The following is a 13504-nucleotide window of genomic DNA, read 5'->3' as shown; positions in this document are numbered from 1 at the left end:
CTTGCCGCGGTGGTGCCGCCGGCAGCGCCGCTATACACGACGTTGCTGCTCGCCGTCGCGCTGGCATAGGAGGTCGTGCCACGCAGGTCGGCCGCCGTCGCACCGGAGATGGTGGCGGAGACGTTGGACTTGGTGGAATAACCGACGGTGGTCTGCAGCGCCTGGTTGGCGATCGACTTTGCGGAGTCGATCAGCTTCTGCAGCGAGGTGATGCCTGTGTTGGCAGCCTGCAGCACCTGCACGCCGTTGGCGATGCCGTCGAGCAGGTTGTTGATGTCGCTGGCGCGGTTGTCGAGCGACTGGGCGGTGAAGAAGTTGGTGGGATTGTCCAGGGCCGAGTTGACGCTCTTGCCGGTCGACAGACGATTCTGCGTGGTGGCGAGGAGGTCAGCGGTGGACTGGAGGGAGAGCAGGTTCTGACGAACCGACGCGGAGAGGACGATACCGGACATGACTCTGTTACCTTTCTGGTAAACGACGCTACTGTTACACGTCTGCTTGGATCGCGATGGACCCAGCGACGGCGGACCGTGCCGCCGAGACCTCTAACGAAACATGAAATGAAATCCGCGCTTTTGCCCGGTCACGCGTGATTCGGTCCCGGAAGCGGTGCGCATGGCGGCAACGCCGCACCAATCCCGCTATTGAAAGCATTCAGCTTTTTGGCGGGAATAGCTCGAATTTACAGCTCGTTAACTAGTTGCGAGCGAGAATCACGACCTGATAGGCCGCAACGAACGCTCGGTTACGAAAGCGTTGATGGAGAACAGGAATGGCCCTCAAGGTCGAGCTCAAACCGCACGAACGCATCATCGTCGGCAATTCCGTGATCACCAACACGGACCAGCGGGCCCGCCTCCTGATCGATGGCGAGAACGTGCCGATCCTGCGCGAACGCGACATCCTCACGCCGGAGACCGCCGACACGCCCGCCAAGCTCGTCTATCTGGCGGTCCAGCTCATGTACATCTCCCCGGATCCGCAGACCCAGCACGGCACCTATTTCAATCTGGTGCGGGACATCGTCACGGCGGTGCCGAGCTCCTGGCCGATCATCGAAGGCATCAACAACAACATCCTGAACGGCGACCTCTACCGGGCGCTGAAGGAAGCCCGCAAGCTGATCGCCTACGAGGAGAAGCTGCGGAACCAGTTCGAGGCCGCCCATCCCAAGGCGGCAGCGGACAAGGACGACGTCAGCACCGCCGCCGCCTGATACGGGCGTTCGCGCCAACGACAACGGCCCCGGATCGCCTTCGGGGCCGTTGTTGTTTTCAGGCGTTCGTCAAGCTATCGCGCTGCGAGCGGCGGCGCATCGACTTCGATCACTCCGCCGCTCCGCTGTCCACCGAACTGCAGCACGGCCGCAACCAGCGCATCGATGTCCGCCTCCTCGGTGCGGTGATTGACGATCGCCGCGCGGATCGCGAGCTTTCCGTCCAGCGTCGTGCTCGATGGCGCGGCGATGCCGGACTCCTGGATGTCGGCGACGATCTCGCGATTGACAGCATCGCCGCTGCGATGGCGGAAGCAGACGATGTTGAGATTGACCGGCGCCAGCAATTCCAGCCGCGGTTCGGCCAGCACACGCGTCTCCAGATACTTTGCGAGCGCACAGCTCCGCGCAACCGCCGCACCCAGCCGGTCGGTGCCGAACGTCTTCAGCGTGAACCACGTCTTCAGCGCCCGGAAGCCGCGCGACAGATCGGGACCGAGATCGCAGGGCCAGACCGCGCCCGCCGCAAGCCCCCTCGCCTCGCGGCTCAGATAGGCAGCCGGCTGCGCAAAGGCCTGCCGATGCTGTTCGCCGTCGCGCACCAGCAGGAAGCCTGCGTCGTACGGCACCTGCCCCCATTTGTGGAAGTCGAGTGCGATGGAATCCGCAAGCTCGATGCCGCCGAGCAGCGGCGCAAGCTCCGGCGCCAGGATCGCGAGCGCACCGAAAGCGCCGTCGACGTGAAACCAGATTCCTTCCTCTCGGCACAGCTCAGCGATCGCCCTGAGATCGTCGATCGCACCGATATCGACCGTGCCGGCGGATGCGACCACCAGGAACGGCTTGAAGCCGACCTCGCGATCGACGGCGATCTGCGCGCGCAATGCGGCAACGTCGATGCGATGATCGGCATCGACTGCGATCTTGCGCAGTGCATCCGTGCCGAGCCCGGCGATGTCCGTCGCCCTCGCTATGCAGCCATGCGCTGCCTGCGACGTATAGGCCGTGAGCAGCGCACCGTCATTGCCGATGCCGTGCTGCCGCGCCAGCGTGCCGAGCGCGGTGGTGCGCGCCACCAGCACGGCCATCAGATTGGCCATCGACGTGCCCGTGACGAAGATGCCGCTCGCGCTCTCGGGAAAGAGGAACAGGCGGCGCATCCACTCGACGATCTGGCGCTCGACCTCGATCGGCATGTGGTCGCGGCCGCCGAGATTGGCGTTGAGGCCGGCGGCGAGCATCTCCGCGAGCATGCCGACCGCGGTGCCGCCGCCATGCACCCAGCCCATGAAGCCGGGATGGACGTTGCCGGTCGCATAGGGCGCGACATGCTCGGAGAATTCGCGATAGACCTCGGCAAGATCGCTCGCCTCGCGCGGCACGTCCGCTCTGAATGCCGCGCGGACGTCATCGGGAATCGGCCGCCAGACGGGGCGCGCACGAACGTTGGCGATGCCGTCGATCGTCTCGTCCAGCATGCGGTGGGCCAGCGTGCGAAACTCGCTCCAGTCCTGCGGATCGAGCGAGGTATTCGCGACGGGGCTTTGCGCGTTGCGGATGATCTCGTTCATGCTGCGCTCTCCGTGTCCGTCTTTACATGCCGCGACAGCATCGCCGCGAACGCGACAAAGATCTTGCGCATCTGCGGCGGCTTGTAGGGAAACACGACCGGCGAATCCATGTTGTGCACGACGGCGGTGTTGTCGGCCTCGAACACCAAGAGCTCGCCGTTCGCGTTCTCGGCGCAATCGACGATGAAATAATCGAGGCCGACGCGCCGGCTCATCTCCTTGAGCGCGTTGCTGTGGCGCGCGCCGAAGGCATGGTCGAAGTCGCGCATGAAGACGGCTTCCTCGGCCCGCTTTTCTTCGCTGAAGGCCATGTAGGCGTTGAGATACCAGATGTCCCAACGATCTGCGATCGCCATGTGGCAGGCGTAGGGCTTGCCGTCGACCATGGCGAGGCGATACTTGCGGTAGAGCCCGTCGGGGCTCACATAATCGACGAAGCGTGCGACGAAGAAGTCCTGCTCCTTCCGTTCGGCGAGATAGGCCACGAGCGCCGCCGCATCGTCGAGCTTCGCGAGCCCGACGCCGGCGTGCGAGCCGCGCGGCCGCGCGATCATCGGAAAGTGCAACTCGCCTGCGATGTCGGCGCATGCGATCCGCCCCTGCGCGAGGTCCGACAATTGCGTCCGCGTTGCGTGAATGGTCGCGGGAATGTCGAGGCCGGGCACGTCCGTCAGCAGCCGATAAAGCTTGTCGCGATCGAGATTGCCGATGCGATCGGGGCGATTGAGCAGCGGCCGCGGCCAGTGCGGTGCGGCCTCTGCGATCAGCGCGAGCGCCTCGCGGCATTCCTCGGAATCGGACGCGACCACGATGGCCACGTCATGCTCCGGCAAGGTCTCGGGCAAACCGACGCCCTTGATCACATAGAGAGTCAACAGCTCGACATCGGAGCCTTCGAGCAGGAAATCGATCGGCGTGTTGCCGCCCATGTCGATATCGGCCGCAAGCGCGAGCAGGCGCAGGCCCGGCTTCGGGGCGGCGCTAGGCGTTCGGAACAATTGATGGAAGGCCAGCACCTCGGACTGGATCGCAAGCCCGCGATCCTTATCGCCCAGGAGCTGGGTGATCAAAGACAGGTCCAGCCCCTCGCCCGCTAGCGCAGTCCCTGCTGCGATGCGCGCGACGAGCTGGTCGCGCAACGGATGCAGATCGACACCTTCGAAGGCCCGGCGCGTCAGTTGCGCAAAGCCGATGCGGTCGGCATAGTTCGCCGCGGTCAGGCCGATCGGCGCTGAAACCGGATGCTGCATCTCACACCTCGAACGCGGACTTTACCGGCACGGAAGCGGCTGCGCCACCGGCGAGCAACAGCTCGATCTTCACCAGGACGTGGGCGATCTGGTCGAGAAGGTGCTGCACGTTGCGTTGCGTCTCCGCCCTGTCCGGCGACCAGGCCTCGGTCACGAGCCGCGCGCCGACGCAGAGGCGCAGCACCGCCTGCGGCGTCTCGTCCTGCCGCTCCAGCCGCACCGGCTGGCCGATCAGGCAGCGCTGTGCGGCGACCTGACGGTCCTCCGCGCTGCCGCTGATCTCTGCGCTGACGTCACGCGCCAGCGCGCGATGAACGGCCGTGGTCTCGGCAATAGAAACCGGCTTGCCGTCGCGCAGCAGCGTGAACGGAAAGATGGTGGGTTGCACGAATTCCTCATCGTCGATGCCGGCCACGTCGGTCGCGGCTGGAACAGAGCGCAACGACGGCGACAGTGAGATCATGCTGTCGATGCCGGCAGCGAGCTCGGCGAGCATCCCGGCGCGGAAAGCGCCGGGCACAGCGTAGTAGCTGCCGATCTCGGCCAGCGCCGCCTCCCAGCGCAGCCATTGACCGAAATTCGGGCGGCGCTCGAAGCGCGAACGCAGCGCCGTCCAGGCCATCGGCCAATCGCAGCGGCCGGCGTAATCGAAGATTCCAGGCGCGATCCCCTCGACGCGGTCGAGCGACCGCGACAGGCCCTTCGGCACCAGCAACGCACCGCTGAAGGCAGGTCCGCCGAAGAATTTGGAGCCGGTGATCAGCACCATATAGCCGCGGTCGAGATAAGAGCGCAGCCGCCGGCGGCCGAGCCTGGCCTGGCAGGCGTCGACGACGATCTGGACCTTGCGCGGCCAGCGCCGCGCGATCTCGTCGAGGCAGGCCGCGCTCGGTGCACGCCATCCGAGCTTCGAGGAATCCATGATCTGGAGCAGCACGGGCGCGCCTTGCGCGATGGTGGCCTCGACCGCATGCAGCACCGCCTCATCGGCGTCCGTGCGCATCGCGATCCCGGCCCCCGGCGCGCGCAACGGCAGCGGGATGCTGGCGCCGGCAAGCCCCGCCACCGCGCCGTCCTTGCGAACCGCAAAGCCGCTCGCCGTCAGGCCGCTGAAATGATGTCCACGCGCGGTATGGGTCGTGCCGCTCCCGGTCTGGTCGGCGCCGATCACGATCGTCACCGGCCGCGCGCCGAGCATCGAGCGCGCCAGGAACAGGGCGTGAAGCTGGGAGTCCGTGCCGGACGGCGAGAACACCACGTCGACGCGCGGCGAGAGCTGGAGATGGCCGCGCAGCTCGTCGCGCAGGTCCTCGCAGCGTGCATCGAAAGCGACCTCGACCTCGTCGAACAGGCACTTGTGCATCAGCTCCTCGCGCGCCAGCGCGGCGCGGTCATAGGCCGCCTGCGAGATCGTCGAGGCAGTCGAGGAGGCGAAATTCCAGACCTCCGGCTCCGGTGAAGCCGCGCAGCCATAGGCGTTGGCGCGATCGCTGGGATCGAGCGCCAGGCGCGGATCTCCGCCGGACACGAGCAGCGTGTCGAGGGGCGTGAAGAGATCGCGCAGGCGATAGCGCGAACCGCCGGCGGCGGCGCGTTGCATCTGCGACCGAGCGGATGCGCCGTCGCTCATCCCGAAGGGCTCACGCCGCGGCATCGGCCGCCGCCGCAGGCGCGGCTGTGAATTGCGAGGCGATGTCGCCGTGGAACACCGACGGCCCGACGTGGTCGAGCGGGCTCTGAATGTCGGCCCAGATCTCGCCGCCGATGTCGGTCCAGCGCTTGCAGAAGGCGAAGTCCTCGGACAGATACGTGCCGGTCGCCGGATCGATCATGCATTCGAACAGCGCGAACCGGTTCTGGCTCGCCGCCAGAGCATCATGCGAATGCTCGCGGAAGAACCGAAGGTTCGCGTAGTCCGGGTGGCGGCACATCGCTTCCAGGACATGACGCCGGATCATCAGGAAGCCGGTGCCGGCATAGCGCACGCGGGTGAATCCGTTGACAACCACGATGCGGTCGGGATCCTCGATCTCGAGCACGTAGTCGAGCGAGGCCGCCGGCACGTCGGCCCGGCCCGACTGGATCGCACGCGCGGCCTTGTCCCAGTTGACCCGCTTGATTGGATAGCAGCCGGCGACGACATCCGCGCCGCATTCGATCAGCCGGAACACCTGCTCCGGCTTGAAGCCGATATCGGCATCGATGAACAGGAAATGCGTCGCCTTGGGATCATCCAGGAACATCGCGACCAGGTTGGCCCGCGCCCGCGTGATCAGCGCGTCGCCGTCGCGCAGGAGAACCTTGAGCTCGAGATTGGACATGCCGTGCACGGCCCGCTGCAAAGCGAAGATCGAGCTCGCATAGATGCTCGACACCTGCCCGCCGAAGCAAGGCGTCGCCACCACCAGCTGCATCTTGTCCGACATCGACCGCTCAGCCCCCGCTGCAATCCTCACCAAGAGGTAAACAGGCCTGGTTAACGGCGTGTTAACGCCTCCTTACAGGAACTTGACGAGCGAGAGCTGCGCCAGGTTCGAGGTCACCTGGTAGGACGCCTGCAGGGCGTTCTGCAGCGCCAGGATCTCGCTCGCGACCTGGTCGGGCGAGGCCGATTCCGCCTGGTCGATGATGGTCTGGAGCTGCGCCTTGGCCTGGGTCTGGCGCGTGCTCGCATCCTTCATCGTGTTCTGGGCCATCGCGATGTCGGTCTGGATGTCCTCGATGCGCTGCTGTCCGGGCTGCTGGGTCAGCGCCTGCGTCACCCGCAGGCTCAGCGCCGAGACCTGCCCGCCCGAATATTGCCCCGTCGGCGAGGTCGAGAAGGTGCCGAACACCGCGATCGCCTGCAATTGGCGGCGGATCGCATCCTCGTTTGCCTGGGCGCCATACTGCACCGTCACGGCATCGTCGACCCGCGCCATCGCGGTCGAGCGCGGCGAGCCGGGCCCGTCATTGCCCAAATACCATTTCACCGTATTGGCCGAGCCGTTCACCAGCGTGGTCGCCGAGCTCGCCGGCGAGGAGCCGACACGCAGCGGCGGCTGCGTGGCGGTCACCGGCGTCGCGGCGAACCCGAGCGCGCTCAGCGCGCCGGTGTTCGACGTCGTGATGTTGAGGCTCGCCGCATCGTCGGTATTGATCGTGATCGAGCCGCCATGGACCGTCGAGGGCTTCGACGTTCCGGTGATCGCGTCGATCTTGGTCAGCAGGGCCTGGATGCTGTCGGTGACGTTGAGCTGGTTGCCGGTCGCGCCCGAGGCCACGAAGGTCAGCGTGGTGCCGTTGACGGTGATGGTATCGCCCGCGACGAAGCCCGGCGAGATCGAGTCCGAGGGGGTCGCGCCCGATAGCGCCGTCGCGCCGGTGACCGGGGCCGGCGGCACCGCCTGGTTGTTGACGGGCGTGCCGATCGCAGAGCTCGCGGTGTTGAAGAAGTTGTCGCCCGCGACGACCGCCGATGCCGCCACCAGCGAAGTGTTGGCGAGTTTCTGAATCGCGGTGTTCAGCGCCGTGTTGAGGTTCGCGGCGGTGTTGTTCGGGTTGACGGGCGTGCTCGCATCGATCGCGAAGCTGCCGAGCGGCGTCGGCGTCGCCGAGGACGCCGTCAGGTCGATCTGCTCGGTCGAGCCGTCCGGCAGGGTGAACTGAATGCTGAGCTTGTCGCCGTTGTTCGGATTGACGCCATTGAGATCGACCGAGAACGACACCGGCGAGCCGCTCGGGCCGGTGACGGTCGCGCCTGATAGCGTCGAGGACACCGCCTTGATCTTGAGGCCGAACGGCGATCCGGCGACGTCTTCCGACACCTGCACCGAGCTTGCCGTCGGCTGCGTCTGCACCAGGCGGCCCATGCCGCTGGCCCCTAAGTCCGCGGCCTGGCGCTCGGCCATGACGGTCTTGAAGCCGGCCTGCGTCGTGGTGCCGTTGATGATGTCGCCGGCATTGGCCACCGACTGGGTGTTGACGGCCGTTCCGGAGAACAGATAGCGATTGCCGGTCTGCGTGTTGAGGACGCCGACCATCGAGCCGAACTGGGCCGCCGCGGTGTTCTGCGCGATCGTCTGGCCGTTGACGTTGAGATCCTGCGCGGTATTGGCCGAACCCGTCTGCACCGTGCTGCGGATCTTGGTCAGCGATTGCAGCGCGGTGTTGGCGAGGTTGATGCTGACGTTGACGTTGGTGATCGTGTCGGTATAGGCGGCGATGTTGGAGAGCTGCGCGCGTCCCGCGATGGCAAAGCCCTCGTTGGTGCCCATGCCGGAATAGTTCTGCGACAGCTTGCCGGTCGAAAGCTGCGTCGACAGATCGGTGAGCTGCTGATTGATGTTGCGGATCTGCGCGCCGAGAACCGACGAGGAGTAGTTGATGCTGCTGATCGACATGTTTCAGAGCCCTGTTACTGCTTACAATTGAGCCTGGATCAACGTGTTCATCATGCTCTGCACCACCGACATGACGTGGGCGTTGGCGGCATAGGCATTCTGCAGCTGGATCAGGTTCGACATCTCCGAGTCCAGATTGACCTTGGATGTCGAGTCGAACTTGGCCTGGAGCGTCGAGACCACGACGCTCTGGCCCTGCTGGAGCTGCGTCGCCTGGGTCGCGGCGTTGGCCTGCACGCTCAGGAACTGCTGGAGGAAGTTCGAGACGCTGCCGGTGAAGGGCTGCGGCGCCGAGCCGAGGCCGCTCTGCGGCGAATAGGAGAACACCGTACTGGTGAGCTGCGAATAGAGATAGTCCGAACGCGTGGTGTCGCCCGCGGGCGTCACCGGCGAGGTGTTGTAGACCGACATCCTGGTCGGGTCGGCGACCAGCTGCGTGTTGACGGCGATGCGGCCGGCAAGGCCGGTCATCTGCGAGCCCGATGCCGTGATCGCGCCGGTGTAGAGCGCCTGCCCGCCGTCGGTGAACAGCGGCAGCTGCGGATTGCCCGAGGTCAGCGACGAGATCGTCTTGGTGGTCGAGGCCGAGTTGACCTTGGCAAGGCCGGTGTTGTCGTCGGTCACCCGCAACGTCGTCGCGGTCGCCGGCGAAGGGGCGGCGGAGAACGACAGATGCGCGCCCGGCAACGCGGTGTTCAGCGCGGACGCGATCGCACTCATGCCTCCGGCGAAATTGACGCCGATCCGGATCGGGTTCGCGTTCGTCGCGTTCTGGAGCGGCAGCGCCGCCGGGTCGGTCACGTTGACCAGCGTGATCTGGCGCTGCGTGTTGGTGGCCGTGTCGGTGTAGGTGATGTTGGCGGTGTTGCCGGGCAGCGCGCCGGCAAGCTCCAGGTCGAAACCGGCCGGCGGGCCGGAGACGGTGCTGCCGGCCGTGGTCTTGTCGGACAATGCGCTCGCCATCGTGGCGGCGAGCTGGTCGATCTGGTTCTGCGCCTGCACCAGCGTCTCGTCGCGCAGCTTCAGGTCGGCCGCGATCTGCCCCGACGAGACCACGTTGTTGGCAACGACGTCCACTTGCGAGCCGTTCGGCAGCTTGATGTTGAGCTTGCCGACGCCCGACTTGGTCGGGTCCATGTTGTAAAGCGAGGTCGCCGACAGCGCGCCGGCGGAGGCAAAGGAGAATTCCGAGGCGAGCCCGGCGCCGACCAGCTGGATGCCGGTCGTGGTGTAGATGTTGGCCTGGTTCGAGCCGTCGGTGGTGATGCGGACGTCGACATATTTCGACAGCGTATTGATGGCCTGGTCGCGCTGGTCCATCAGCGTCGCGGCCGAGGGGTCGTTGGCCGACAGGCCCTGGAGCTTGGTGTTGATGTCGGCGATCTTCTGCATCGCCGCGTTGGCGGCTGCTGCCGAGGTGCCGAGATCCTGCTCGACGTTGGAGCGCAGCGACTGGATGCCCTTGGTGGTGACGTTGAGCTGCGTGGCGAGCGCCTGCGCCGCACCGAGCGCGACCGTTTGCGCCGACGACGCCCCCGAGCTGGTCGACAGCGCCTGCAGCGCCGTGGTGAATTTGTTCAGCGCGGTTTCGAGCGTGCCGCTGTTGCCGGGCGTGCCATAGACATTCTGAAGCTGCTTCAGGATGTTGGCCATCTGGTCGGCGTAACCGCTGCCGCCCGTCTCGGTGCGCAGCTGGTTCAGCACATAGGCGTCGAGCTCGCGGCTGACGCCGGTCGTCATCGCGGTCGAGCCAAAGTCGCCGGTGGTGACCTCGATCTGGTTCGGCGTCTGGACGACGTAACCCGGCGTCTGCGCATTGGCGACGTTCGAGGAGACGATCGAGAGCGCGGCCTGGTTGGCACGCAGGCCGCTCATCGCACTGGCGAGGGCTGAACTCAAACCCATGTCACTGACCGCCTTTGGTTACGTTTACGCGCCGATCAGCGCAACACGTTGAGGAGATCCTGCACCATCGAATTCGCCGTCGTGATCACCTTGGTGTTGGCCGAATAGGCCTGCTGGGTCACGATCAGCTTGGTGAATTCGTCGGCGATGTCGGTGTTCGAGCCTTCCAGCGACGAGCCGCTGATGCTTCCCGACGCGCCGTCGATCGCCGCGCCCGATTGTTCGGTCGCCGCATAAGCGCCGCCGTCCATCGCCTTGAGGTAGTTGGTGCCATTGAAGTGGGAGAGCGAGACCTGCGCCAAATTGAGGTTCTGGCCGTTGGAGAACGTCCCGACCACGAGGCCGCTGTTGTTGACGGCAACGGAGCGCAACTGGCCGGCGGCGTAACCGTTCTGCGTGATGGTGTTGATGGTGACCGCGCCGCTGGTGCTGGCATATTGCGTCAGCCCGCCCGAGGAGATGTTGAAGGCGACGGAACCGAGCGACTGGCCGCTGACGCTGACATTGTTGATGGTGATGCCGGAGCCGGCCGGCGTGGTCAGCGATCCGTCGGAAGCGAAGGTGAAGGCCTGGCCCGTATTGACCCAGCCGACCGTGGTGCCGGTCGCGTTCGGATCAGTCTGGTAGAACAAATTCCAGCTGTCGGAGTGACCTGCGCCCAGCGAGGCGCTGTCGGTCTTGGCCCAGCGCAATTGCAGGTTCACCGGCGTACCGGCCGCGTTGTAAGCGGTCACCGCGCCGCCGCTGATCGACTCCTTGGTGAAGGTCGCGATGTCGTTGCCGATCACGCCTCCCGTACCCGCTGTGCCGCCGCCGTTGCGGTTCTTGGTGATGGTGGAGGTAAAGCCGAGCGCCGCGAAGGCGGCGCTGTTGGAACTGGAAACCGTCAGGTTGGACACGGTGCCCGTATTCAACGTGATCACGCCGCTGGCGCTGACAGACGAGCCGGTGGCGCCTGAGAGCGCATCGATCTTGCTGAGCAGAGTCGTGATGTTGTCGGTGATGTTGATCTGGTTCGGACCGCTCGCACCCGAAGCCATGAAGGTCAGCGTCTGGCCGTTGACGGTGATCGTGTCGGCAGGCGGGCCCGCCGAAAAACCCGAGGAGAGAACCTGGGCGCCGCCTGCCGTAGCGCTGCCGCTCAGCACCGTCGATCCCGAGATCGCGGGCGATGACAGCACGTTGCCGCCGCGCGTCACGCTGGTGATACCGAGCGCCGTAGCCGCGGTGCCGCTGTTCACCGCCACATCCGTGGTGGTGCCGCTCGAAATCACGATGTTGCCGCTGGCGTTCAGCGTAGCCGTCACGCCGGCGCCGCCGGCGTTTTGGATTGCGGTCAGAATGTCCTGAACCGTCGCGGGCGTGCCCGCACCGAGGCCGATGGTGGAATTGGTACCGAGCGTGACCGTGTTGCCGGCGTTGAAAGTGATCGTGTTGCCGTTGATCGTCAGTGTCTGGCCGCTCAGTGCCGTGAGGATGCTCGATGCCAGATGCGTGCCGACGGAGGCATCCAGCGATGTCGTCGTCGATGCCACCGCCGACGAGTTGTTCTGGAGACCGACCGATCCGGTGTTCGTCGTCGACGAATAGGGCGAGCGAATGTTGCCGGTGGCCGCGGCGCCCGAGGCGGTGTTGTTGGTGTAGGGCGCGGGCGGCGTGCCGACCGGCAGCGGGTTGGCAGCGAAATCCGATGGGTTTAGGCCGCCAGCCGCCAGCAGCGTCCCGGGCTGGGCGGTCGAACTCGCCGCAGTGTTTGGCTGGGTCGGCAGGTTGGCCGCGTACTGGATCGAAGTCGTCGCCTGGGCGGGGATGAAGTTATTCTGGAATTTCAGGACGTTCGCAACGTTGCCGGTCGGGTTGCCGGTCTTGGGGTCGACCGTCACGCCCATCAGGTAGTAGCCAGCGCCGTTGACCAGATTGCCGTTGGCATTGAGCTGGAAGTCGCCGCGGCGGGTGTAATAGGTGACGCCGCTGAAGACAGGAACGTTGTCGACGACGCCGGTCGCCTTCTGGATCGAGAAGAAGCCGTCGCCCGTGATCGCCATGTTGGTGGCGACGGTGGAGCCCGAGATCGTGCCCTGCGTGGTGATGGTCGCCTTGGCGTTGGCCGTCACGCCGCCCGCGACCTGCTTGCTAGGAACCGAGGAGTCCGGAATGAGGTCGACGAAGCTGGTGCCGATGCCCTTGTAACCGGTGGTGGATGAGTTCGCGATGTTGCCGGAAATGTTCTGCAGCGCGTAGGACTGCGCCTGCAGGCCACCCACCGAGGTGTTCATTGCATCGAAGATACCCATAACTTTGTCTCCAAATCCGATCTCGGCGGCCGGTCGACCATGGCCGCAATCGGAGGAGACAGTCGCAAGGGCTATGCCAATGCGGGAAACTTCAGGAAATCAATGACTTAAACGAACAGCCCCCGGCCGGATGACCGGGGCACAATTGCCGGGCCGGCAACAATTGCCGGGGCTTTCCTTACGTGGCGGAGGCCGCGGCCGGGTGGAAGACCAGCCCGAAACCATCGATGCAATAGCGCAATCCGGTCGGCTTCGGCCCGTCGTCGAAGACATGGCCGAGATGGCCGCCGCAGCGCCGGCAATGCACCTCGGTGCGGACCATGCCGTAGGTACGGTCCTCGGTCTTGCCGACATTGCCCTCGATCGGCGCATAGAAGCTCGGCCAGCCCGTGCCGCTCTCGAACTTGGTCTCGGACGCAAACAGCGGCAGGTCGCAGCCGGCGCAGGCGAAGATGCCCTTGCGGTGCTCCTTCAAGAGCGGGCTGGAGCCGGGCCGCTCGGTGCCGTGGTTGCGCAGGATCTCATATTGCTGCGGCGTGAGCTGGGCCCGCCATTCGGCCTCCGTCTTCGTGATCTCGAACTTTTGCGCGGCCTTCTCGCCGGCCTCGGCAGGTGTTCCTCTCAGCCAGCGGAAGGCCGTAAGGCCGAACAGGCCGGCGACAGTCGTGAGCAGGATGCGGCGGTCAAGCATGTCATTCTCCGTGCGCGGGAAGTCCACGCCCTGAGATACGGGCTTCTGAGGCCGACGTTACACGTTGGGGCGGAATTTCGCTCAACTTATTGCGAGACGCGGTCGTCCTGCACGACCGGTTCCGCGGCCCCGACCGCAGCTTTCGGCGGTGGCGCCGGCCGCGGCCGCACGCCGGGCGGCGCACGGCGCGGGCCG

The 13504-nt window shown here is 65.7% G+C and carries 10 protein-coding genes; 1 reads left to right on the top strand and 9 read right to left on the bottom strand.

Features of this window, described 5'->3' with window-relative positions; translation table 11 throughout:
- Nucleotides 1-452 (bottom strand): flagellin N-terminal helical domain-containing protein (locus XI05_RS09700; RefSeq protein ID WP_442869251.1); only part of this gene is annotated, 452 nt, incomplete at its 3' end.
- A 320-nt stretch (nucleotides 453-772) separates the two neighbouring features.
- On the opposite strand from XI05_RS09700, the gene flbT reads away from it, so the two are divergent.
- The gene (flbT, locus tag XI05_RS09695) at nucleotides 773-1216 is read left to right on the top strand and encodes a flagellar biosynthesis repressor FlbT (protein ID WP_271500910.1); all 444 of its coding nucleotides are present in this window, start codon (nucleotides 773-775) and stop codon (nucleotides 1214-1216) included.
- A gap of 74 nt (nucleotides 1217-1290) precedes the next feature.
- On the opposite strand, the gene XI05_RS09690 is transcribed toward flbT, so the two are convergent.
- The 8 genes from XI05_RS09690 to msrB all read right to left on the bottom strand — a co-directional run bounded on the left by XI05_RS09690 (nucleotide 1291) and on the right by msrB (nucleotide 13309).
- Entirely contained in the window at nucleotides 1291-2787 is a 1497-nt protein-coding gene (locus XI05_RS09690) for a pyridoxal phosphate-dependent decarboxylase family protein (protein ID WP_271500909.1), read from the bottom strand.
- Nucleotides 2784-4037, bottom strand: a complete 1254-nt coding sequence (locus XI05_RS09685) for an ATP-grasp domain-containing protein (protein ID WP_271500908.1) — start codon at nucleotides 4035-4037, stop codon at nucleotides 2784-2786. Before XI05_RS09685 ends, XI05_RS09690 begins: the two co-directional genes overlap by 4 nt.
- Nucleotide 4038: 1 nt before the next feature.
- A complete protein-coding gene (locus tag XI05_RS09680; RefSeq protein ID WP_271500907.1) occupies nucleotides 4039-5667 on the bottom strand; it encodes a hypothetical protein in 1629 nt (542 codons plus the stop codon).
- Nucleotides 5668-5677: 10 nt separating this feature from the next.
- Nucleotides 5678-6463 (bottom strand): hypothetical protein, encoded by a 786-nt coding sequence (locus tag XI05_RS09675; RefSeq protein WP_212260287.1) that lies wholly within the window; start codon nucleotides 6461-6463, stop codon nucleotides 5678-5680.
- A 72-nt stretch (nucleotides 6464-6535) separates the two neighbouring features.
- Complete coding sequence (locus XI05_RS09670; protein WP_271500906.1) at nucleotides 6536-8419, bottom strand: flagellar protein; 1884 nt, start codon at nucleotides 8417-8419, stop codon at nucleotides 6536-6538.
- Between the two features lie 21 nt (nucleotides 8420-8440).
- Nucleotides 8441-10324: a flagellar hook-associated protein FlgK gene (gene flgK / locus XI05_RS09665; protein WP_271500905.1), complete on the bottom strand. Its 1884-nt coding sequence runs from the start codon at nucleotides 10322-10324 to the stop codon at nucleotides 8441-8443.
- A 35-nt stretch (nucleotides 10325-10359) separates the two neighbouring features.
- A complete protein-coding gene (locus XI05_RS09660; protein WP_271500904.1) occupies nucleotides 10360-12618 on the bottom strand; it encodes a flagellar hook-basal body complex protein in 2259 nt (752 codons plus the stop codon).
- A 178-nt stretch (nucleotides 12619-12796) separates the two neighbouring features.
- On the bottom strand, nucleotides 12797-13309 hold the full coding sequence (msrB, locus tag XI05_RS09655; protein WP_172785248.1) for a peptide-methionine (R)-S-oxide reductase MsrB: 513 nt from the start codon (nucleotides 13307-13309) through the stop codon (nucleotides 12797-12799).
- Nucleotides 13310-13504 lie beyond the last annotated feature (195 nt).

The organism is Bradyrhizobium sp. CCBAU 11357, assembly GCF_028128865.1.
GTDB lineage: Bacteria > Pseudomonadota > Alphaproteobacteria > Rhizobiales > Xanthobacteraceae > Bradyrhizobium.
The sequence above is the reverse complement of the archived record's forward strand: the minus strand, read 5'-3'. Positions and strand labels throughout refer to the sequence as shown.